General features: G+C 60.8%; 17 protein-coding genes. 3 read left to right on the top strand and 14 right to left on the bottom strand.

Features of this window, described 5'->3' with window-relative positions:
• Positions 1-19 precede the first annotated feature (19 nt).
• The 10 genes from AC0IW7_RS19020 to pvdM form a co-directional block, all read right to left on the bottom strand.
• A complete protein-coding gene (locus AC0IW7_RS19020) occupies positions 20-997 on the bottom strand; it encodes a lysylphosphatidylglycerol synthase domain-containing protein (RefSeq protein ID WP_122495908.1) in 978 nt (325 codons plus the stop codon).
• A complete protein-coding gene (clsB, locus tag AC0IW7_RS19015) occupies positions 994-2,232 on the bottom strand; it encodes a cardiolipin synthase ClsB (RefSeq protein ID WP_471820078.1) in 1,239 nt (412 codons plus the stop codon). The genes AC0IW7_RS19020 and clsB overlap by 4 nt, the downstream gene beginning before the upstream one ends.
• Positions 2,229-3,017, bottom strand: a complete 789-nt coding sequence (locus AC0IW7_RS19010) for an endonuclease/exonuclease/phosphatase family protein (protein ID WP_463382792.1) — start codon at positions 3,015-3,017, stop codon at positions 2,229-2,231. The genes clsB and AC0IW7_RS19010 overlap by 4 nt, the downstream gene beginning before the upstream one ends.
• Positions 3,014-3,934, bottom strand: a complete 921-nt coding sequence (locus AC0IW7_RS19005; protein ID WP_471820076.1) for a DUF72 domain-containing protein — start codon at positions 3,932-3,934, stop codon at positions 3,014-3,016. The genes AC0IW7_RS19010 and AC0IW7_RS19005 overlap by 4 nt, the downstream gene beginning before the upstream one ends.
• 3 nt (positions 3,935-3,937) lie before the next feature.
• On the bottom strand, positions 3,938-5,218 hold the full coding sequence (locus tag AC0IW7_RS19000) for a zinc-dependent alcohol dehydrogenase (RefSeq protein ID WP_471820074.1): 1,281 nt from the start codon (positions 5,216-5,218) through the stop codon (positions 3,938-3,940).
• Positions 5,219-5,386: 168 nt separating this feature from the next.
• Positions 5,387-7,828: a TonB-dependent siderophore receptor gene (locus tag AC0IW7_RS18995; protein ID WP_471820072.1), complete on the bottom strand. Its 2,442-nt coding sequence runs from the start codon at positions 7,826-7,828 to the stop codon at positions 5,387-5,389.
• A gap of 140 nt (positions 7,829-7,968) precedes the next feature.
• Positions 7,969-9,630 (bottom strand): cyclic peptide export ABC transporter, encoded by a 1,662-nt coding sequence (locus AC0IW7_RS18990; RefSeq protein WP_471820070.1) that lies wholly within the window; start codon positions 9,628-9,630, stop codon positions 7,969-7,971.
• 379 nt (positions 9,631-10,009) lie between these two features.
• Entirely contained in the window at positions 10,010-10,855 is an 846-nt protein-coding gene (pvdO, locus tag AC0IW7_RS18985; protein WP_471820069.1) for a dihydropyoverdine dehydrogenase, read from the bottom strand.
• A gap of 10 nt (positions 10,856-10,865) precedes the next feature.
• Positions 10,866-12,152: a pyoverdine-tailoring periplasmic protein PvdN gene (gene pvdN / locus AC0IW7_RS18980; RefSeq protein ID WP_471820068.1), complete on the bottom strand. Its 1,287-nt coding sequence runs from the start codon at positions 12,150-12,152 to the stop codon at positions 10,866-10,868.
• A gap of 70 nt (positions 12,153-12,222) precedes the next feature.
• Entirely contained in the window at positions 12,223-13,548 is a 1,326-nt protein-coding gene (gene pvdM / locus AC0IW7_RS18975; protein ID WP_471820067.1) for a pyoverdine-tailoring dipeptidase-like protein PvdM, read from the bottom strand.
• Between the two features lie 143 nt (positions 13,549-13,691).
• Between pvdM and pvdP the strand changes: the two genes are divergently transcribed.
• Positions 13,692-15,320 (top strand): pyoverdine maturation tyrosinase PvdP, encoded by a 1,629-nt coding sequence (gene pvdP, locus AC0IW7_RS18970; RefSeq protein ID WP_471820065.1) that lies wholly within the window; start codon positions 13,692-13,694, stop codon positions 15,318-15,320.
• A gap of 35 nt (positions 15,321-15,355) precedes the next feature.
• Here the strand turns inward: pvdP and AC0IW7_RS18965 are convergent, their stop codons facing one another.
• Positions 15,356-16,150: a cytochrome c gene (locus tag AC0IW7_RS18965; protein ID WP_471820063.1), complete on the bottom strand. Its 795-nt coding sequence runs from the start codon at positions 16,148-16,150 to the stop codon at positions 15,356-15,358.
• A gap of 630 nt (positions 16,151-16,780) precedes the next feature.
• Between AC0IW7_RS18965 and AC0IW7_RS18960 the strand changes: the two genes are divergently transcribed.
• Both AC0IW7_RS18960 and AC0IW7_RS18955 read left to right on the top strand, forming a co-directional pair.
• On the top strand, positions 16,781-17,986 hold the full coding sequence (locus AC0IW7_RS18960) for an acetyl-CoA C-acetyltransferase (protein WP_122495932.1): 1,206 nt from the start codon (positions 16,781-16,783) through the stop codon (positions 17,984-17,986).
• A 102-nt stretch (positions 17,987-18,088) separates the two neighbouring features.
• Positions 18,089-20,233, top strand: a complete 2,145-nt coding sequence (locus tag AC0IW7_RS18955; protein WP_471820061.1) for a 3-hydroxyacyl-CoA dehydrogenase NAD-binding domain-containing protein — start codon at positions 18,089-18,091, stop codon at positions 20,231-20,233.
• Positions 20,234-20,286: 53 nt separating this feature from the next.
• Here AC0IW7_RS18955 and AC0IW7_RS18950 read toward each other — a convergent pair whose 3' ends face one another.
• The 3 genes from AC0IW7_RS18950 to AC0IW7_RS18940 all read right to left on the bottom strand — a co-directional run bounded on the left by AC0IW7_RS18950 (position 20,287) and on the right by AC0IW7_RS18940 (position 21,608).
• The gene (locus AC0IW7_RS18950; RefSeq protein WP_471820059.1) at positions 20,287-20,781 is read right to left on the bottom strand and encodes a GNAT family N-acetyltransferase; all 495 of its coding nucleotides are present in this window, start codon (positions 20,779-20,781) and stop codon (positions 20,287-20,289) included.
• A 109-nt stretch (positions 20,782-20,890) separates the two neighbouring features.
• On the bottom strand, positions 20,891-21,397 hold the full coding sequence (locus AC0IW7_RS18945; protein ID WP_471820057.1) for a helix-turn-helix transcriptional regulator: 507 nt from the start codon (positions 21,395-21,397) through the stop codon (positions 20,891-20,893).
• 4 nt (positions 21,398-21,401) lie between these two features.
• On the bottom strand, positions 21,402-21,608 hold the full coding sequence (locus tag AC0IW7_RS18940; protein ID WP_471820276.1) for a hypothetical protein: 207 nt from the start codon (positions 21,606-21,608) through the stop codon (positions 21,402-21,404).
• Between the last annotated feature and the right edge of the window lie 94 nt (positions 21,609-21,702).

Genomic DNA, 21,702 nt, shown 5'->3' with positions numbered 1-21,702 from the left:
GCCGCGATGCTTTTTGGGGTTAGTCGTCTTGCGAAGTACGAATGTGCTTGGCGCGCTTTTCCAGCACCAGGTAAACCACCACGGCCACCGCCAACGGGATCAGGAAGTAGATGACCCGGTAGCCAATCAACGCCGCCACAATCGAGCCTTTGTCGACCTGGTGTTGCAGCAGGGCGATGAAGACGGCTTCCAGTACGCCGAGCCCGGCAGGAATGTGGGTAATCACGCCGGCGATGCTGCTGATGAGCAAGATGCCGAGGATGTCCCAGTAGGAAACTTTGTCGGGCAGCAGAATAAAGATCATCGCCGCCATCAAGCCCCAGTTCAGCGTGCCAAGTACAACTTGGGCGCCGGCCATGCGCAGGCTGGGCAGGGTGATTTCCTGTTTGCCGAAGTGCCAGTTACGGCGTTTGCTGAATTTGCAGGCGAACAGGTACACCGCTGATGCCGCGAGCAACGCGAAGCCGATCAGTTGCAGGGTGGATTCGCCGATTTTCCAATGTTCGGGCAGGTCCACCAGTCGCAGCGAAAAGACCCCGCCGGCAAGCAAAATGTAGCCAAGCCAGTTGGTTAGCAGGCTGATGCTGATGACCTTGGTGATGGTCGGCACGTCCAGCCCTAGCCGCGAGTACAACCGGTAGCGCATGGCAATGCCGCCGACCCAGGAGCTAAGGTTCAGGTTGAACGCGTAGCACACGAAGGTCACTGGGATGGTTTGCCGGGCCGGCAGTTTATGTTCGGTGTAGTGGCTGCCGATCAGGTCGAAGCAGCTGTACACCGCATAACTCACGGCGCTGGCAAGCAGGGCCAGCAGCAGTGTTTTTGCGCTGAAGGCGTGCAGGGCGGTTTTCACTTCCTGCCAGTTGAGGTTTTTCACCAGCAGGTAGAGCAACACGGGCACCAGGCAGAAGAAGAAAACATTGAGCAGCCGTTTGGCCCAGATTTTCCATGCGGGTTGCGGCTTTTCTTGCTCGGCAGTGGCGGTATTAGCGCTCATCGGCTTTCCTCCGCCTTAAGGTTCATGTCGCTTTCCGGTTGTTGTTGCAGCGCGACGGCGTCCCTGACCACCAGGGGTTTCAGGCGCGGCGAATGGGCCGGCAGCCAGCCGGCAATCGCCGGGAAATGCCGCAAGAAGTGGAACGTGAGAAAGATGATCGGCGCCCGCCACCAGTAGCCGCGCATAACGCGTTCCAGGCTGATGCGTTTGCAACTGGCGTTGGCCAGTTCGGTGAGGTGGTCGTGCAGTTGCTGGTTGAAGCGGTGGTCGCGAATGATCAGGTTGGCTTCAAGATTCAGCGATAGGCTCAGCGGGTCGAGGTTGCTGGAGCCGACGGTCGCCCATTCGTGGTCCACCAGGGCCACTTTGCCGTGCAACGGCCGCTGGCAGTATTCGTGAATCACCACGCCGTCTCGCAGCAGGTAGTTGTAGAGCAAGCGCGTGCACAGGCGCACCACGGGCATGTCGGGCATGCCTTGCATGATCAGCGTCACTTTCACCCCGCGCCGGGCCGCGTTGCGCAGTTCCCGCAGCAGGCGATACCCAGGGAAAAAATAGGCGTTGGCAATCACCAGCCGGTAGTTGGCGGAACGAATGGCGCTCATGTAGGCCTGTTCGATGTCGTCTTGGTATTGCTCGTTATCGCGCAGGCTCAGCAGCATGCGCACGGTGCCGCGAAAATGATTGGCGGGCGAGGGCGGTTGTTGCCCTGGGCGTTCACCACGGCGCCAGGCGAGCAGTTCCAACGCGGCACGGTGAACGTCGGTAACGATCGGCCCGCGCACTTGCACGGCGTAGTCTTGCTTGGCCATGGGGCCGAAGTCGGCGAGGTGGTCGGCGCAGAAGTTGATGCCGCCAATAAACGCGACTTCAGCATCCACCAAGACAATTTTGCGGTGCAGACGGCGGAACAGGTTGGTGCGCATGCCGAGCACACGCGGGCGCGGGTCGAACATGTTCAGCTTCACGCCGGCTTCGGTGAGCGCCGCCACGTAGGGCTTGCCGATGTCGGCGGTGCCGTAGCCATCCACGGTGACTTCCACGTGAACGCCGCGCTTGGCGGCAGCGATCAGCACGTCGCGCAGCTCCTCGCCGACTTTGTCTTCATAAATGATGAAGGTTTCCAGCAGCACCTCTTTGCGCGCGGCCTGAATGCTGGCAAACACGCGTGGGTAGAATTCCTCGCCATTAATCAGCAGCTGTACTTCATTTCCTTCACGCCACTCGTACTTCATAGGCGAACCTCCACGGCTAATGGCGCATGGTCGGACAAATGCGACCACGGCCTTGTCGACAACACCTGCGGCTCATGGCTTTGGGCGTTGCGGATATAAATTCGGTCCAGGCACAACAGCGGCCAGCGCGCCGGAAAACTGCGCGCGGGGGCGCCGTAGTGCTGCATAAACACTTCCTGCATGCCGGCGTTCGCCAGCACGGCATCGGCGCGCAGGCGCCAGTCGTTGAAGTCGCCGGCAACAATCACCGGCGCGTCTTTTGGCAATGCATCGAGCAGCGTGCAGAGCAGTTCCAGCTGCTTTTGCCGATGGCCTTCGCGCAGGCCCAGGTGCACGCAAATGGCATGCACCTCGCGGTGCCCTGGCACGTCGAGCACGCTGTGCAACAGGCCACGTTGTTCATGCACGCCCACGGACACGTCGAGGTTGTCGTGCCGCAGAATCGGGAATTTCGACAGCAGCGCATTGCCGTGGTCGCCGTCCGGGTACACGGCGTTGCGGCCGTAGGCAAATTGCGGCCACATGGCGTCGGCGAGAAATTCGTATTGCGGCGTCGGCGGCCAGTTGCTGTAGCGCTTGGCATGGGTTTGATGGGTGCCATGCACTTCTTGCAAAAACACCAGGTCCGAATCCATGGTGCGCACCGCATCGCGCAGCTCAGGCAAGATGAAGCGGCGGTTGAAGAAGGTGAAACCCTTGTGCATGTTCACGGTGAGAATGCGCACGCTGTGCACGGCGGGCCGCAGCTGATTCACGGGCAGGGGCACGGAAGTGACGGTGGTCATAACTCGATTCCTTGTGGTAATTCACCGGGTTTTGTCGCCAGCGCGGCGGCAAGGCCGAACGACTCCAGCAACTGGCGCGCATCAAACGGCGCGCGCACTTTGATGTCGTTGTCGAAGTAGCAATACACGTCACGCGCGCCGCGCTTGGGTTTGCTGTCGGGGCTGATCAGCTGCGCGTCAGCGGGTTGTTTGCCGTGGCTCCAGGCGTCGATGCGCTCATGCCAGCGTTTTAGCGCGGGCGCCGAATAACCGCTGGCGTAGAGCTTTTTGTCGCCATGCAGGCGCATGTAAACGAAGTCGCTGGTGAGGTCTTCGGCGTACGGCCATTTCTTCGCCGCATCGGCCACCACCAGGGCAACGTTGTATTGGCGCAGCAGGGCGATGTACTCGTCATTCACAAAGCTGTCGTGACGAATTTCCATGGCATGTCGCATCGGCTGCGTTCCGGGCCAGTCCTGATAACCCTCAACCTGGCGGCGCTCGTCGCACCCGCTGGCGATTTTTTTCGCGGCGCGGCGCGTGGTCGGCAGCTGCTGGAAAAATTCTTCGATCAGCGCGGCGTCGAATTTGAACGTGGGCGGAAACTGCCAGAGCAGCGGGCCCAAACGCGTGCCGAGCTGACCGAGACCGGACGCGAAAAAATTTGCCATGGGCTGTTCAATGTCACGCAGCCGCTTGATGTGGGTAATCAGGCGCGGCGCCTTGATGCTGAAAACGAAATCCTCCGGCGTATCCGCTGCCCAGCCGCGATAGCGCTCAGGCGTTTGCAGGGCATAAAACGAGCCGTTGACTTCAATGCTGTTCACCGCGCGCGAAGCAAATTTGAGCTCCTTCTTCTGCACCAGCCCCTCTGGGTAGAACTCGCCGCGCCATGGCCCGTAACGCCAGCCGGATATCCCGATTCGAATGGCGGCCATTGTTCAGTCCGGGTTGTGCAGCGCGTGGGACACGGCGGTGTCGCTGATGGTTTCTTCATCGCCGCTGCTGACGCTGTGCTGTTTTTGCGGGTGCAACTCCACCTTGATCCAGCCGCTAGCGCGGCGATCAAACTGCTTGAACGCCTCGATGGCATCGTTCATGGGCTTGATCTGAGTGAGGATCGCCGCCGGGTCGATGCGCTTGCTGACCACCAGTTCGATCAGCTTGGGGATGTATTTGCGGTGATGGCAGTTGCCCATGTTGATGGTGAGGTTTTTGTTCATCGCCGCGCCAATCGGGAAGCTGTTCATTTGCGGCGGGTAGACGCCAACAATCGACAACGTGCCGGCTTTGGCCAGCGCCTCCACGGCCCACTGCAACACCTGACTGGGCGCGTCGCCGGGGTGCCAGTTGTCGCCGTCAGGGTGGGTGGTGGGGCTTACGGCGGCCATTTCTTCGCGGAACGCGCCTTCTTGCAACGGTGAGCCGTGGTGGCAGCGCGAATGCTCGGCGTCAACGCCAACGGCGTCGATGGCGCGGTCTACGCCGATGTCACCGGTAAGGCGAAGCAGGGTGGCGACCGGGTCTTCCTTGTCGAAATTAATAGTTTCGGCGCCTTGCTCACGGGCCATGCGCAGACGGTCGTCGAGGTGATCGATGGCAAACACCCGAGCGGCGCCCAACAGTTTCGCGCTGGCAATGGCGAACTGGCCGACCGGGCCGCAACCAAACACCGCGACGGTGTCGCCGGGCGTGATTTCGGCCATTTCGGCACCGAAGTAGCCGGTGGGGAAAATGTCCGAAAGCAGAATGGCCTGGTCGTCGCTGACTTCCATCGGCAATTTGATCAGGCCGATGTTGGCGTGGGGAATGCGCGCTTTCTCAGCCTGCAAACCTTGAAACGGGCCTGTTGCCTGCGGGCCGCCAAAAAATGCGGTGCCGGCGGTTTTGCCGTTCGGGTTGGCGACGTCGCACTGGGCGTAATAACCGGCGCGGCAGTATGAGCAGTTGCCGCAGGCGATGGTGGAGGGCACCACGACGCGGTCGCCAATCTGCAAATTGCGCACGTCGCTGCCCAGTTCTTCGACGATGCCCACGGCTTCGTGGCCAAGAATGGTGCCCTTGACCATGCCGCTGAAGGTGCCGCGTACAAAGTGCAAGTCGGTGCCGCAAATGGCCGAGGCCGTGATGCGGATGATGGCGTCGGTTGGCGCTTGAAGGGTCGGCTCGGGAACGTCGTCGAGGCGAATATCGCCGACGTCGTGAAACACCACGGCTTTCATGCTCTCTCCTCGCTGAATGGGGGTGGACGGAGCGGTGCCAGCGCGACAGCTGCGGTCGGGCGGCGTCCAGTACTAGTTCCGACTGGACGGCAGGAGCGGGGTTCAGGTTTTTTGGGCGAAAAAAAACCGCTTCAAGCGAAGCGGTTTTTACGGGGCGGGTACGCGGGGTCAATATTCCCAGCGCAGCGTGGCGGTAACGCTGCGGGGCTCGCCGTACAAGTCGCTGTACACGCTGGTACTGGCGTAATACTCCTTGTCGAAGACGTTATCGACGTTAAGCGTGCCGGTGAAGTGTTCGTCGAATTTGTAGCGGGCGAGGACGTCGACCAAGGCGTAGCTTTCTTGTTTGGCGGTGACGGGGTTGTCCGGGCCGAATACGCCGATGTTGTCGTAGCTCGTCGCGCTTTCCCAACGCACACCGCCGCCTAATGTCAGACGGTTCAGCTCGCCCTGGAAGTTGTAGGTGGAAAACATCTTCACCGTGTTCTTCGGGAAGCCGACGTTCACATCGACACCGTCGGGGTAGTAGCTGGTGACGTGACTGTAACCAGCCTGCACCTGCCATCCGGGGAGCACTTCGCCCGCCAATTCCACCTCGGCGCCTTTGACCTTGAGGTTGGTCGGGTTGACGTAGCTGTTGCCCAACTGATCGCCGAACTCAGTGGAAGCTGGGTAGTTGGATAGCTTGGTTTCGAACAGCGCAGCGGAGAGGTTCAACTTGCCGCCGTAGTACTCGGCTTTACTGCCGATTTCGTAACTGTCGCCTTCAGCCGGATCGACGAACTTGCCCTCGATGGTTTGTGAGGTTTGCGGTTTGAAAATCTTCGTGTAGCTGGCGTACACCGAATAGGTGTCGTTGAGGTCGTACACCACGCCGGCGTAAGGAGTGACCTCGCCGGTTTCCTTGCGCTTGCCGTCATCGGGTGCGTATTCCACACCCGGATCCCAGTCGTATTGAGTGGATTGATCGAGTTTGAAGTAGCTCAAGCGCGAACCCAGGATCACCGACAAATCATCGGTTGGTTTCAAGCGCACTGCGGCATAGGCGGCGGTGTTGCGTTGTTCATATTTAACCCGGCCTTCGCGCTCGATAGGCGGGCGAGCAATGTTCCCGTGCCAGTTGTAGACGTTGGGAATGGTGGGGTCCCAGGTGATTGCCGGGTCATAAAAGCGCCACAGCGGGTTGGCATCGACGTTGGCCCGGTATTTGTTCGCGCTGACGCCAAACATCAACTCATGCTCGCGCCCGAGGAAGGAAAAAGGCCCGGTGGCATAGGCGTCAATGGCGTTTTGTTCGGGCTTGCTCGGCCACTTGGCGAAATACAGATTAGTGCCGGCGCCTGTTTGCTGATCGGGATAACCATCGCTACTAAACCAGCCGTATTCCACATCGTTGTCGTCGCGCGTATTGGTGTAGGCCACTTTCGCCAACCAATCGTTATCGAACCGGTGTTCGTACGTGGTGAAAATGGAGGTGCGCTTGCGATCGGCGTGGCTCCAGTCGGCGGCGGAGTTGTAGTCGCGGTCGAAGTCGGTGCGGTTGCCGTTGCTAAAGAACGCCGGGAAACCGAAGTAGCCGCAGGCGTTGCAGTTTTTCACCTGGTAGTCGATGCCGAAGCTAACGGTGTCGCGCTCGGTCAGGTCCGCTTCGAGAATGCCATAGGCCACTTGCCGCTCGGTGCTCAGCCGGTCGGTGAACGAGTCGGCGGTTTGGTACGCGGCTACCATGCGGCCGCGCACGTTGCCGGTTTCAGTCAGCGGGCCGGACACATCGACTTCGGTGCGGTAGTTGTCCCACGAGCCGGCGCTGCCCTGAATAGATGCCTGGAATTCACGGGTTGGGCGCTTGCGCACCATGTTGATGGTGGCCGACGGATTGCCGGTGCCACTGAGCAAACCGGTGGAGCCGCGCACGATCTCGACACGGTCGTAGACGGCCAAGTCGTTGTCCTGGCTTTTCATCTCCGGTTGGAACACGGTCGGGATGCCATCAACCTGAAAATTCTCGATCTTCAGCCCCCGGGAAAAAATACCTACTTCGTCGTCCGAGGAGTTGCTCTTCTTTTTAAACAGCACGCCCGGCGCTTCGGAAATAACGTTTTCCAGGCTGACCATGTTCTGGTCACGCATGCGCTGCTGGGTAATCACGCTCACCGACTGCGGCGTCTCGCGAATCGACAGCGGCATCTTGGTCGCCGTGCTGGTAGCCGCCGTGGTGTACGAGCCCGTGCCTTCGGTGGTTTCGCCCAAGCCGTTGGACACGATGGCAGTGGCGCCCAGTTCCATGGCGCTCTGGTCGGCCTGGAGCAGCGTCACGCTGTTGCCGCGAATCTGGTAGCTGATGCCGGTGCCGCGCAGCAACACGTCCAGCGCGGTCGCCGGCGCGAAGTTGCCTTTGACCGCTGCGCTCTTGCGATTGCCGACCAGGTCCGGGCTGTAAAGAATCTGCAGATTGCCTTGGCGACCCAGCTCTTGCAGGGCGCTGGAGAGCGACTGTGCTGGAATATCCAGCGTAACGTCCTGGGCCTGCACCATCGCCGCGTACGGGCTGGCGAGGAACAAACCAACGCTGCTGGCCAACAAAGACGGGCGCAAAGTGCGCTGAAGCATCAGCTTCATCCGTGGTGAAAGGTGCTTCGTGGAGGACATCATGATCTTCCGTGGCTGTTATTGAGTTAGGTTCGCATTTATAGGACGAGGCTGTGGGCGGAAACCGGAAAAATAATTTTCCGATTTCTGAACTTTTTTACTCAGGCGGGATGCGCAGCGGCCTGCAGCTGGCCGTTTTGCAGGTGCACCACGTGGTCGGCGAGGTCGAAATAGCGGTCGTCGTGGGAGATCACGATGATGGTTTTGCCCAGGCGCTTCAGGTCGGGCAGCAGCTCGGTGTAGAAAATCTTGCGGAAGGCCGGGTCTTGGTCGGCGGCCCATTCGTCAAACACCAGCACCGGCCGCCCATCGAGCCAGGCGTTCACCAGTGCCAGGCGCTTGCGCTGGCCGGTGGACAGATCGGTGGTGGTGAACGCCCCGTCGCGCACGCTGACCTTGTGAGCGATTTCCAGACGCTGCAAGTATTTGCCGGCATCGGCGGGCAGGGCGTGCTCACCTTGAACCAGGTCGTCGAACAGGTAGTAGTCGGCAAAAATCGTGGTGAACAACTGGCGGTAATCGTCTCGTTCTTCAGCCGTTACCGCCTGACCGTTAAGCAGCACCTCGCCTTGCTGCGGCGCGTACAAGCCGAGCAGCAGCTTGATCAGCGTGGTTTTGCCGCTGCCGTTGTCGCCGACGATAAACAGAATTTCGCCGGGCTCGACCCTGAGGTTGACCGGCCCAAGATGAAACGCCGATGCGCCTTCTACGGCGGGAAAGGCATAAGCCACGTTGCGCAATTCGATGCCGCGCAGGGGCGTGGGCGGGGCGGTTTGCGGGTTGTCCAGCAGCAAGTGCGGCTCCGGCGAGGAAAACAACCGCGACAGCTCGGCGATATGGCTGAACGCCACTTGCGCACGGCTGACAATCGGCAAGGTGCCGAGCAGGGTTTCCAGCGGGCCTTTCATATACAGCAGCACCAAGACGAAGCCGCTGATGACCGCGGCATCGTTGTTGAACCACAGGCTTTGCGTGGCAATGGCCAGGGCGATGACCACAAAAAACAGCATGGACCCGAAGGCCTTGGCAGTGACGAAAATGCTGATGGAGCGAATCTGTAAGCGACAGATATGTTCAGCCGTTGCCTGCAACTGTTGGGTAAACATGCGCTGGCGGCGCGGCCGGTTGATGCGCAGTTCCTTGGCGCCTTCGGCCACGGCGCGGTAGTGCTTTTGCAGGTCGTCCTCGGCTTCGCGCGCCTGGTGAAAACCCTGCAACCCGAGCGACTGCGCAAAAAACTGCGCGGTGCAGCCGATCACGATGGCCACGGCGGTAATCAGGAACATCGGCCATGACAAATAGGCCAGATAGCCCAGGCAGCCGAGGGTCACCGTAAAGGCAATGGCCAGCGGCGCGAAGGCAAAGGCGAAGTCGCTGACGGTATCGACGTCGTGGGTCAGCACCGGAATCAGCCGGTGGCTGCGAAAGCGCTCAATCTGCTCGATGGGCGCCGACAGCACCTTGGCGCCGAGGTCTTTACGCAGGCGGGCGATGATGTGTTGGCCGATGTAATTGGTGCCGATATCCGCCGCAATCGAGCTGGCCAACGCGACCAGACAAAATCCAGCGAAGGCGATGACCACGCCTGTGCTCATACCGTTTTGCGCGTGCAGGCCATTGTTGATCGTTGCCAGTAACGCCGTGATGCTCAAGCCGCCGAGCACGCCCAACACCACGCAGGCCGTGGCCAACGGCCAGAACGGCCTGAGCAGCGTGAGCAGTTCGCGAATGGCGCTGGGGGCAGCTGGGGTGGGGGTCGTCATCGGCTTTTCCTGAAAGGGCGCGGGCGTGATCGCCTGAGGAAAAGACGGGTGAGGCGGGCGGAAATTTAGCGGGGAGAGCAGGGTATTGGTGCTGGAAAAAAACAAAGGCCCCTCTCCCCAACCCTCTCCCGCAAGCGGGCGAGGGAGCTGATTGACGTTGGTTGCTCGAGATGCGGTAGCCGCCCAAACGTCACCCCTCGCCCGCGTGCGGGAGAGGGGCTGGGGGAGAGGGGGCCGTTGACGTTCGTGGCCTGCTTCATAACGCTGACGATTTAGTTTCGGCAGTCTAGAGGACAGGTTCCAGAGCAATCGCGGCTAACGCCGCTCCCACAGACAAACAAAGCTTCTGTAGGAGCAGCTTTAGCCGCGATGCAGGCGCTTACAGTTCGCGCGCGACTCGAAAGCCCAACCAATCCCCACGCACATACGGCTCGCGATAATTGCGGTTGCCCGAGCGTGAAAAAATCGGCGCCTCGGTCCAGTCGTTGCCGCGGATCATGTGGTATTCGCAGCTGGCTTCCATCCAGGCGCTGCCATCGCTCGGCGCGCCGACGTAGCCGTCGTGCATGCAATCGGCCACCCACTCGTACACGTTGCCGTGCATGTCATACACGCCGAAGGCATTGGCGGGGTAACTGCCCACCGGCGAGGTGTAGCTGAAGCCATCCGCCGGCCCGTAAGTGTTGGCGTGTTTGCTAATGCCATAGTCCGCACCTTCATCAAACGGGAACGGAAATGGCCCGGCAGAACCGGCCCGTGCGGCGTATTCACGCTCGGCTTCGCTGAGCAGGCGGTAGTGCTTGCCGGTCTGTTTCGACAGCCAGGCGACATAGGCTTTTACGTCGTCGTAGCTCATGCACACCGCCGGCTGCGTGGGGCCTTGCGGGTAGCGGGGTTTGCTTGCCACGCATTCACGGCCGGGGCGCTCGTCGCCGTCGGCGATGGTCACGTTTGCCTGTTTGACATAGGCGTCCCACTCGCCCGCTGTTACCTGGAAATGGCTGATGGCAAACGGTTTGGCGAAGGTGACGGGGTGCAGCGGGCCTTCGTCAGGCTGGCGCCCCACTTCGTTTTCCGGCGTGCCCATGGTGAACGTGCCAGCAGGCAGTACGACCATCTGCGGGCAGTCTTTGCAGTCGCGAAATACGCTGCCCACAGCATGTCTGTCGGCGGCGTTCGCCGGCAGTGCCATCAACACCAGCGCGGCAATAAGCAGGGTTTTCATAAACGGTTTCTCACAACTGTTTGGTCAGCAAATTGATGGCGCGGTCGATGTCCGCTTCGGTGTTGAGCAAACTCGGCGCCATGCGCACCACGGGGCCGACATCGCGGTTAACGGCATCGACAATTACGCCGTTGCGCGTCAGGTAGGCGGCAATGGCGTCTTCATCCACCAGGGGCGTTTTAAAAAAGGTGAAGCCGGAGGAAAACTGCGGGCTTTCAGGGGTGACCAATTGCACGCCCTTGACCGTTTTCAATCGCTGTTTCAGGTAGGTGTTGAGGCCATGAATGCGCGCTTGCACGTCCGCCTTACCCAATAAAAGGTGCAGCTCGAAGGCTTTGCCCAAGGCCCAGCGGTGTTCAAAGCTGTGGTAGCCGCCGGGCGACATCACCGAACCAAAGGTGTCGTCGGCGCGCGAAAAACTGCCGACCGAGGGCGTCATGTTGGCCATGGTCGGCGTGGCCGAGCAGATGATGCCGGTGCCGCGCGGGCCGAACAGCCACTTGTGCGTGCCGGCAATCAGGTAGTCGCAATTAAGGTCGGCGAAGGTGACATTTTCGATGCCGAAACCATGAACGCCATCGACACACAGCAGCAGTCGATCCGCTTCGTCGCGGCCCTGGTTATGTTCGCGCACCATCTTGCCAATGTCGCCAATCGGCAGTTTCACTCCGCTGCCCGACTGCACCCAGGTCAGCGCCAGCACGCGCGTGTTCGGGCGCAGTTCGCTTTTTAAGCGCTGCACAATCTGCTCAGTTGAAATGCCCTGCGGCTCCTCGAACAAGCGAATTTCACGCATCTGCGTGTTTTCTCGCTGCTTGCGAAAACGCATGGCGGCGTAAGCCGAGCTGTGCTCGTGCTCGGTGGTGAGCAGCTCCTGATCGGGGCGAATGTGAATGCCCGCATAGATCAGCGCCAGACCTTCGGTGGTGCTGCCGGTGAGGGCGATTTGTGCCGGCGTGACGCCCAGGTAATTCGCCGCCCAGTTGCGTGCGTTGTCCTCGTGTTTCCAGATCGCTTCGCTCTCGTAATCCACGGCGGCAGCGGGATTGCGGTCCAGCGCGGCGCGAAACTGGTCGATGGCATCGCGCACCGGTTTGGGGTGCGAGGTGAGCAGGAACGTCGAGAAGTGCGCCAGGCTGTAATCGAGGTCGAAGAGGGCGCGCAGTTGCTGCCATTTCTCGGCGGCATTGCTGCTGAAGGCGAGCGCCGACGAGTCGTCGGCAAAGACAGGGGCGCCCATGGGCAAGGCTGCGGCCAGTAAACCGGCCTGCTTGAGAAACGTGCGGCGATCAGTCATGGAGCTCCCGTATGGCGGCGTTTTACTGTGGGAGAGGCTTTAGCCTCGATTCCTGGAAACGCGGTGGTAATCAGTGGGTGGCACTGGCTTGGGTCTGTTCCCAGACGCGCAGAAAATTGCCGCCCCAGAGCTTGGCAATGTCGGCATCCGAGTAGCCGCGACTGAGCAGTTCGGCGGTGACGTTGCGGGTGTCGCCGACATCGTGCCAGCCGTCCAGGCCGCCGCCGTCGTTGAAGTCCGAAGCGATGCCGACGTGGTCGATGCCGATTTTCTTCACCGTGTAGTCGATGGCGTCGCCGTACTCTTTCAGGCCCGCCAGCGGCTCTTCTTCAAGAATTTTGTACAGCGCGCCGGCGTATTCACCGAAGCGCGCTTCGGGCCAGGTGGCGATCACCGGGTCGCCCGGCATTAACGCGTTGTTCAGGCCTTGCAGCGGTGGCAAGTCGAACTGCGCGCGCAGGGCGTTGAGCTTGTTCAGCGTCGGTTGGCTGAGGGGGCGCAAATAAGCGGGGAAGCCGACGACTTGCACCACGCCGCCGCTGTTTTTGATCAGCTGCAGTTCGTCGTCGCTGAGGTTGCGCGCAATGTCGACGAAGGCGCGCGGCACGGAATGCGAAGCCACTAACGGCGTGCGGCTCAAGCGGGCGACGTCTTGCAGGGCGAGGGTCGACATCTGCGACACGTCGATGATCACCCCAAGGTCGTTCAAGCGCGCCACCGCCTGTTCGCCCAGGGCCGACAAACCGCCAAGGGCGTCGGCACGGTCGTTGAAGAACGGCAGCGGTCGTGAGGAGTCTGCCCAGCTGTTATTGCCGACGTAGCTAAAGCCAAACATGCGCATGCCGCGCGCGGCCCAGGTGTCGAGCAGGCTGAGGTCGTCGCCCAGCGGGTACGCGTTGAGCATGCTGATAAAAATGGCGAACTTGCCCTCGTTGGCCAGGCGGCGGTAGTCGGCAGGCGTGTAGGCGATGCCAACCTGGTTGGGGAAGTCGCGCACCATGCCGGTGATGATCTTGTAGCGCAGCGCTTGCTGGTGGCGCGCTTCATCGACAAAGGCCGGGGTAGGGCGATGCGGTGCGTTCGGGCCGTTCCAGATTTCCGGCCAGCCGAACACGGTAAGCGCCGCACCGGACAATCGCCCGCGCGCCGCCTTGATCAGGTCGAAGCGACCGTCGCCGTCTTTATCCGCTTCGTTGCCTTCGGTGCCGAAATCCACCGGCACGGTGATGTGGCTATCGAACGAAACAATGCGCTCCTGCAACGCGCTGGCGCGGCGCATCAGTTCCGCTGAATACGGCGGTGCGGGACGCACAAAAAAGTACCAGGCCGCCGCGCCAACAACCGCGAGCACCAGTAAAAGCGAGACAACCAGCAAGGTACGACGGGTGTTTTTCATGCTCGAACCAACGGCTAAAGGTGTGCTGTTGGGAGGAACGAGCCGCGCGCCGGAAAATTTAGCGGGCGGGGTGCACCGCACCGTTAAATTTCTGGGCGCAGCAGACGTTCTAGCTGGATCAGGTCTTGATTGGTGAGTGCGCGATGAGGTTTTCCCGACGAGGCTTTATGGCCGGGCTGGTGGTCACCGGTGCGGCCATTCCGGCCGTGCTTTACGCGCGCCGCGAGCGTGATTTCGACGACCCCTTGCAGCCGGGGCAGCGTTTGACGCCGGACGAGGCCACAGTGGAGGCGGCCACCGCGCCGCTGGCACGCTTCGCTGATCAGTTGCGTGGCATTTGGGATATCCGCTTTAGCGGCGCGGACCGTCAGATGCTGGGTTTGGCGCAGGGCGTGGAACTGCTGCTGGACGTTGGCCCGAGCGGGCGCGCGGTGCGTGGCTATATGGGCTTGCCAAGTACCTTGCGCAGCGACAAGCCGGCCGAATACCGGGTGCAAGGCGACCTGACCGGGATGCCTGAAGGGCAAGTGCGTTGGCGCTTGCTGGGTGAGAACGGCGCGCCGCGCTACGAATTCACCGCGCTATTGGACGAGGTGTGGGGCGGCTGGAGCGATGCCGGCAGCGCCTCGTTGAACGGTTCGATACGCGACTTACAGCGGCCGTTGGCCTTGCCGGAACAGGATTGCCAATTCGTCGCCATCAAACGCGCATTTCCCGAGGCCCGCGAGCGCACACCGTTGGCGCCTGCGCTACTGGCCTGGTTGGTGTCGCCGCAGCACCGGCTGTTTCATCAGCTGTGGCATGCGAGCCGCGACAAATGGCGACGCCTGCACGACGACAAACGCAACGCCTTGCGCGGCCTGGGCTGGCAGCCCGGCCCGCGCGATGCAGAACGTGGCGCGCGGGGCCGACGTAAGCACTTGAACGGCTCGGGGGAAGACTTTCTGTTTATGCACCGCCACATGCTTTCCCGCGCCCGCGCCTTGCAACCCGACTTGCCAAGCTGGCAGGAACTGCCGCAGCCGCCGGTATTTATCGAGCACGACCGCCAGGGGTTTATCCGTTACCACGATAACCACGACGGCAACTCAGTGCCGCCCGCCTGGGTCGCAGCCGACGATGAAGAACTCAGCCATTGGCTCGCGCAGATCAAGGCCAACGACACCCACTACAGCAACTTTCAGGTCTGGGAATCGCAGTACCAGGACCCCCAATACCTCAGTCGCCTGACGCTCGCCCAGTTCGGTTCCGAGGTGGAGTTGAATATTCACGACTGGCTGCATATGCGCTGGGCCACGGTGACCCGAGACCCGTCCAACGGCATGCCCATAACCGGGGACCGCGAGCAATCCGATTACGCCCCGCGTTGGTTTCGTGCCGAGAATGATTTTCTCGGCGACCCGTTTTCCTCCCACATCAACCCGGTGTTCTGGCGCTTTCATGCCTGGCTGGATGCACGGGTTGAAGACTGGTTCCAGGCCCATGAGCGCCACCATCCAGGCGAGGTGCTGCGTCGCGAAGTGAACGGCGTGAACTGGTTTGCACCGGGGCGCTGGGTCGAGGTGGCCGACCCGTGGCTCGGCCCGCTGACCCACGGCTGCGGACCCGCTGAGCAGGGCGCTGCGGCGTTTGCAGGCCAGGCGGCTGAAATGGAGGTCGAGGTGATGAAGCTGGCGCTAAGGATCGCCCTCAGTGGCGAAGACGAGGTGCCTCAGCTGCTCAAACGCAGCCCAAGACGGCCCTGGTATGCACGGAATTTGAAGGTGGTTTAAAACTCTCTGTAGGAGCGGCTTTAGCCGCGATGCTTTTATATCTTTCGCCCCGTCATGTGCCGCAAGTACTCAATTAATTGCTGCAACGCCTGGTCGCTGATGACCTCGGCGCCGAAGCCCGGCATTTTGCCCTGCGGCCAGTGCCGCAGGCTTTGCGGGTCGCGGATGTAGCGGGCGAGAAAGCCGTCGGCGAAATATTCGGTGGGGTTGTGCGGCACGTTCAGGTCCGGGCCGAACTGGGCGTCGCCGGCGCCGTTGAGGCGGTGGCAGGCGAGGCAGTTTTTCTGGAATTGGGCGAACCCGGCTTGCACTTCTGCGCTGGCATCGCTTGCCGGCAAAAGCGCTGGGAAGCGTTCTGCCAGGGCAGGTAAACGGCTGATTTTGGCAATCTGAAACGGCCACTGTTCCGGCCCGATGTGGTCGGTTTCAGGCTCGCTCCACACCAGGTAAAACGGCCCGGCGCTTGGCTTGCCGCTGGCCAGCGGCGGCCAGGGTGTTGCCGGATCCTCGATGGCCAGCCACGCGCGGCTGCCGGTTTTTTGCAGCAGCGGCGCGGCGGCGATTTCGGCGGCAAAACCGTCGAGCGCCACCACTTGCAGGTGGTCGCTGCTTCCCACGCCGGTTAGCAGCGCGGCGAGCGGGACGGCGCGATAGCGCATGGTGCGCTTGTACGCCACGTCGTTTTGAATCTCGATGGCCTGCACCTGCGGATGCTTGAGCAACGCCTCGGTGCTCAGCGTCTTGGCGCCGGCGGGCAGGGCGAAGGTCAGGTCAGCCGCCAGCGCGGGCAGGCCGAGCATTAACAACAAGCCAACGAGTATCTCGCGCATGCCACCGCTCCAGTTCCTAAAGCGGCGATTGTAGTGGCTGGATGCGCAACGTGCAGAGCGAGTCAGAAACAACCCGCATGCGCGGCGCAATGGCCGTCAGCTGATTAGCCTCGTTAGATTGGGGAGAATCAGAACGACAGCGGTGGCAAAGAGGATCCATCCGGCTTGGCGGATTTTCGGTTGTTTCAACATGGCGGTCGGCCTTTGTTCTTGTTGGCATCGCGCGGTCCGAAAAACGCACCCGCTTGCCTTGGCTGAGTTAATAAACCGCTCCGGCAAAACCCGGCAGCGGCGCCCTAGCGCTGTGAACAGTAGCTCTGTAGACAATAGGGGCCGGGTCACATGCGCCTTAGAAGAGTTGGTATTTAGAAGGGTGGGCTTTGCGCCCTGTGGTTATGTACACACCTGATATCAGTGACCGATGCCTGTTCCAGACACATCCCTGACTGCCTGGCGCACCGTTGAATCAAACAACCGTTCGTCTGAGCAGTGCGGTCAATGGCCCTGAGCAATTCGGTCATTGAGCCTGGGGCCCGTGGCGTTAAGGTGGAGCGGCATACAACAACAGGCTCGTTGCGCCCTGTGCGCGATGCCGATAGCCAGCCCTTCAGCAGAAGGCCAGAGGATGTCATGACCGAAGCATTCATTTTCGACGCGGTGCGCACGCCGCGTGGCAAGGGTAAAAAGGACGGCGCGTTGCATAGCGTCAAACCCGTCAACCTCATCGCCGGGTTGCTCACTGCGCTGCAAACGCGCAACAACCTCGATACCAGTCAGGTGGATGACATCGTGCTGGGCTGCGTAACGCCCGTGGGCGATCAGGGCGCGGACATCGCCAAAACCGCGCCGATGGTGGCCAAGTGGGACGTCAGCGTTTCCGGCGTGCAGATCAACCGGTTCTGCGCTTCGGGTCTGGAAGCGGTAAACCTCGGCGCCATGAAAGTGCGCTCGGGCTTTGAAGACCTGGTCGTGGTCGGCGGCGTTGAGTCGATGTCGCGCGTACCCATGGGCTCGGACGGCGGCGCCTGGGTCATGGACCCGGAAACCAACCTCAGCACCAGCTTCGTACCCCAGGGTATCGGCGCCGACTTGATCGCCACCTTGGAAGGTTTCAGCCGCACGGATGTCGATGCGTTTGCCCTGCGCTCGCAGCAAAAAGCGGCACGCGCCAGCGCCGATGGCTCGTTTAACAAGTCGCTGATTCCGGTGACTGACCAGAACGGCATCGTGCTGCTGGATCATGACGAGTTCATTCGTGGCGACTCGACGCTGGAAGGCCTGGGCGCGCTCAAGCCGAGCTTTGAAATGATGGGCCAGATGGGCTTTGACGCCACGGCCATCCGCCAATACAGCCATGTGGAGCGCATCAACCATGTGCATACGCCGGGCAATAGCTCGGGCATCGTCGATGGCGCGGCGGTGATGTTGATTGGCTCGCAGGCCAAAGGCAAAGAGCTTGGTCTGAAGCCACGGGCGCGCATCGTGGCGACCGCCGTTACCAGCACCGACCCCACCATCATGCTCACCGGCCCAGCGCCGGCTACCCGCAAAGTGCTGGCCAAAGCCGGCCTGAGCGTTGATGACATCGACCTGTTTGAAGTCAACGAGGCGTTCGCCTCGGTGGTCATGAAATTCATGAAAGACATGGGCGTCAGCGAAGAGAAGGTCAACGTCAACGGCGGCTCCATCGCCATGGGCCACCCGCTGGGCGCGACCGGCTGCGCGATACTCGGCACGCTGTTGGACGAGCTGGAAAAACGCAATTTGCGTTACGGCCTCGCCACCTTGTGTGTCGGCGGCGGCATGGGCATCGCCACGATCATCGAACGTATCTAAGGAGTCTTCAGACGCGACTGCGCGTTCTCAGCCGGCCTCCATTTGCCTGCTCAGCCCGCTGCGCTTCTGAACGGCTTCCCCACTCTCGGGGTAGGAAAAGAAATGACTGACGCCATCCGTTATGAAAAAGGCCAGGACAATATTGTCGTTCTGACCATCGATATGCCCGGCCAAAGCGCCAACACCATGAATGCCGATTACCGCGAAGCCATGGCCGCCACCGTGGCGCGATTGGAAGCGGAGAAAAGTGACATTGCCGGCGTGATTGTCACGTCCGCGAAAAAGACCTTCTTCGCTGGTGGCGACCTGAACGAGCTGGTGAAAGTCACCAAGGCGGACGCCGCCTCGTTCTACCAGATGATCCTCAACATCAAAGGCCAACTGCGGCGTCTGGAGACGCTGGGCAAACCAGTTGTGGCGGCTATTAACGGCGCCGCGTTGGGCGGTGGTTGGGAAATTTGCCTGGCCTGTCATCACCGCATTGCACTGGACAGCAGCAGCGTGCAGTTGGGGCTGCCAGAAGTGACGCTGGGCCTGTTGCCAGGTGGCGGCGGTGTGGTGCGCATGGTGCGCATCCTGGGTCTGGAAAAGGCGCTGCCATACCTGGCCGAAGGCAAAAAGGTACGGCCGGCCGAGGCGCTGAAAGCGGGGTTGATTCACGACATCGCCAGCGACCGCGACGACATGCTCGCCAAAGCGCGCGCCTGGATCGCGGCCAATCCAAACGCCGTGCAGCCTTGGGATGTGAAAGGCTACAAAATTCCGGGCGGCACGCCGTCGAGCCCCAACGTGGCACAGATGCTTGCCATCGCACCGTCGGTGCTGCGCGATAAAACCAAAGGCTGCTTCCCGGCACCGGAAAAAATCATGTGCGCTGCGGTGGAAGGCGCGCAGGTCGATTTCGACACCGCGCAGCTCATCGAGGCGCGCTATTTCACCGAACTCACCACCGGCCAGGTGGCGAAAAACATGATCGGCACGTTCTGGTTTCAGCTCAATGAAATCAACGCGGGCGGCTCGCGGCCCAAGGGGCAACCGGCCTACGTCACCCAAAAAGTCGGTGTGCTGGGCGCGGGCATGATGGGTGCTGGCATCGCCTATGTGTCGGCGGTGGCGGGCATCGAGGTGGTGCTTAAAGATGTATCGCTGGAAGCGGCGCAGAAAGGTAAAAGCTACTCGGCCACCTTGTTGGATAAAAAGGTCGGCCGTGGGCAGATGACCGCGGAAAAGCGCGACGCCATTCTGGCTCGCATCACGCCGTCTGCCGACGAAGCGGACTTCAGTGGCTGCGACCTGATCATCGAGGCGGTGTTCGAAGACCGCGACCTGAAGGCCAAGGTCACGGCTGCTGCGGAGCGTCATGCACTCACAGACGCGGTTATCGCCTCCAACACGTCGACGTTGCCCATCACCGGCCTGGCAAAAGCCGTGGAGAAGCAGGACAAATTCATCGGCCTGCATTTCTTCAGCCCGGTGGACAAGATGCCGTTGGTGGAGATCATCAAAGGCGCGCACACCAGCGACGAAACCCTTGCCCGTGGCTTCGACTACGTCATGCAGATCAACAAAACGCCCATCGTTGTCACCGACAGCCGAGGCTTTTTCACGTCGCGCGTGTTTGGCACCTTCACCAATGAAGGGCTCGCCATGCTGGGCGAAGGCGTGAACGCGGCGATGATCGAAACCGAAGCGCGTAAAGCCGGTATGCCAGTCGGGCCGTTGGCCATCAGCGACGAAGTGTCGATGAGCCTGATGAACCACATTCGCCAACAAACCGTTAAGGACCTGGCGGCCGAGGGCAAGCAGATTCCTGAGCACCCTGCGTTCGCGGTGGTGGACCTGATGCTCAACGAATACAAACGTCCTGGCAAAGCAGCAGGCGGTGGTTTTTACGAATACCCTGTCGGCGGGAAGAAATTTCTCTGGCCGGAACTCAAGGGCCGTTTCGAGAAGGCGGACGCGCAGATATCCCAAGACGATGTTCGCGACCGCATTTTGTTTATTCAGGCCATCGAAACCGTTCGCTGCGTCGAAGAGGGCGTTTTGCTTTCGACGGCGGATGCCAACATCGGCTCCATCTTCGGCATAGGCTTTGCGGCCTGGACCGGCGGTGCCTTGCAGTTCATCAACCAATACGGGCTGCAGGATTTCGTCGCGCGGGCTCAGTACTTGGCTGAACAGTACGGCGACCGCTTCTTGCCGCCCGCGCTGCTGTTGGAAAAAGCGGCCAACGGTCAGACGTTCTAACCGCGCCTGCAACAAGCCTCCGCAGAATTCCTGCGCGAGGCTTGTTTGCTACCTCAACTCTGTAAGCGCTTGGCCATCTCCGACGTCGCTCCCCAGCCCAGCTTTTCATACACCGGCTTACCGGCCTGCGTGGCATGAAGCACGGCGAAGCGGACACCGCGCCGGGCAAACTCTGCTTCCGCCAGTTTCATCAACGAAGAGGCCAGCCCTTGACGTCGATAGGGCTGTTCGACATACACGTTTAGTACGTAACCGCGTGACGCATCTGTTGGATGAGCAGGGTGCGGCGGCCATTCGATGGTCATTAAGCCCACGGCGGCGGCTGGCGTTTCGTTATCCATCAGCACAAAGCCGTAATAACGACCATCTCGCAAACGGGTTTGCAGCCAGGGGCGAAAATTTTCAGTCATTACCTTGAGTTGTTCGGCGTTGCCATCGGCTTCCAGAAACATGCGCTCGCGGTGATTGCAGATAAGCGCGAGGTCATCTGGCACCACGCGCCTTACTCGAAAATGGGGGAGGTGTATGTTGCCGGCAATATCGTCCATCGCATGCTCCAAAGGCTCGTTAGCAGGAGTGCTGCGATCGTAACGGGGCTGCTGCCAGCTACGACAGACTCAATTCGCCAGCAAATTCGCCATACACCCAGGCCCGTTCTCAGCCAGCCATCGCGCCAGCAATCAGACGCCGCTGCTCTTTGCTGACATTAACGCGCATCGCGGTTTGGGAAATATCGATGAGGCTCTGCGCGAGGGTGTAAATGCCGCGGGACTGCATCCAGGTGAGGATGTCGGACAGGTGCCAGATGGACGCAGCGCCTTCATGGATGGGCGCTGGAAATGAGTCGGCGTTGGTGATCATCAACTTGCGCATGTTCTGGCGTGTCATGCCGACCAGCGCGGCTACGTCGGTGAGGCCAACCATATCCGGCGTGGCCTCAATAAGGGTGGCGTCTGGCAGAACGCTGCGCACGTTGTCCATGGCGCTGAGGATGGCTTCTTCGGCGCAAGCGGCTTCTCGCGTAAACGCCAGGGCGATGCGACCGGGTTGGCCGATGCCGATCAGGGCATCGTCGCAACCTGCTTCAGCAAGACGGCCGACCAGCGCGTCCATGTCGTGCTCGTTCGGGTTCAGCAGGTATCTGAGGGTAAAGATGTAGTCCATGTTTTTACTCCGCATTGGCCGATTTCTTCGACGCTGATTGCCCACTAAGCGTGGTGCAGTTATTAACCACCCGGCGTATGGCATTGGCGAAATTGCCAGGGTTCTTGGGAGTGCTCCAAATACTGGTGACACAGAATTCGCCACATCTACAGTCGCTATCGTTGGAAGGACAATACATTTTCCCCCAGCAATGACTGCCCCCTTGCGTTATTCGCCAACCTTGGGACTCTGTCTAGTCCTGAAATAGGTTTACACCTGTTTCAATCTCAAAACGCCCGATGCACCGCATCGGGCGTTTTGTATTT

It is taken from the genome of Pseudomonas sp. AC229, assembly GCF_979254655.1.
This window is presented reverse-complemented; position numbering and strand designations above follow the sequence as displayed.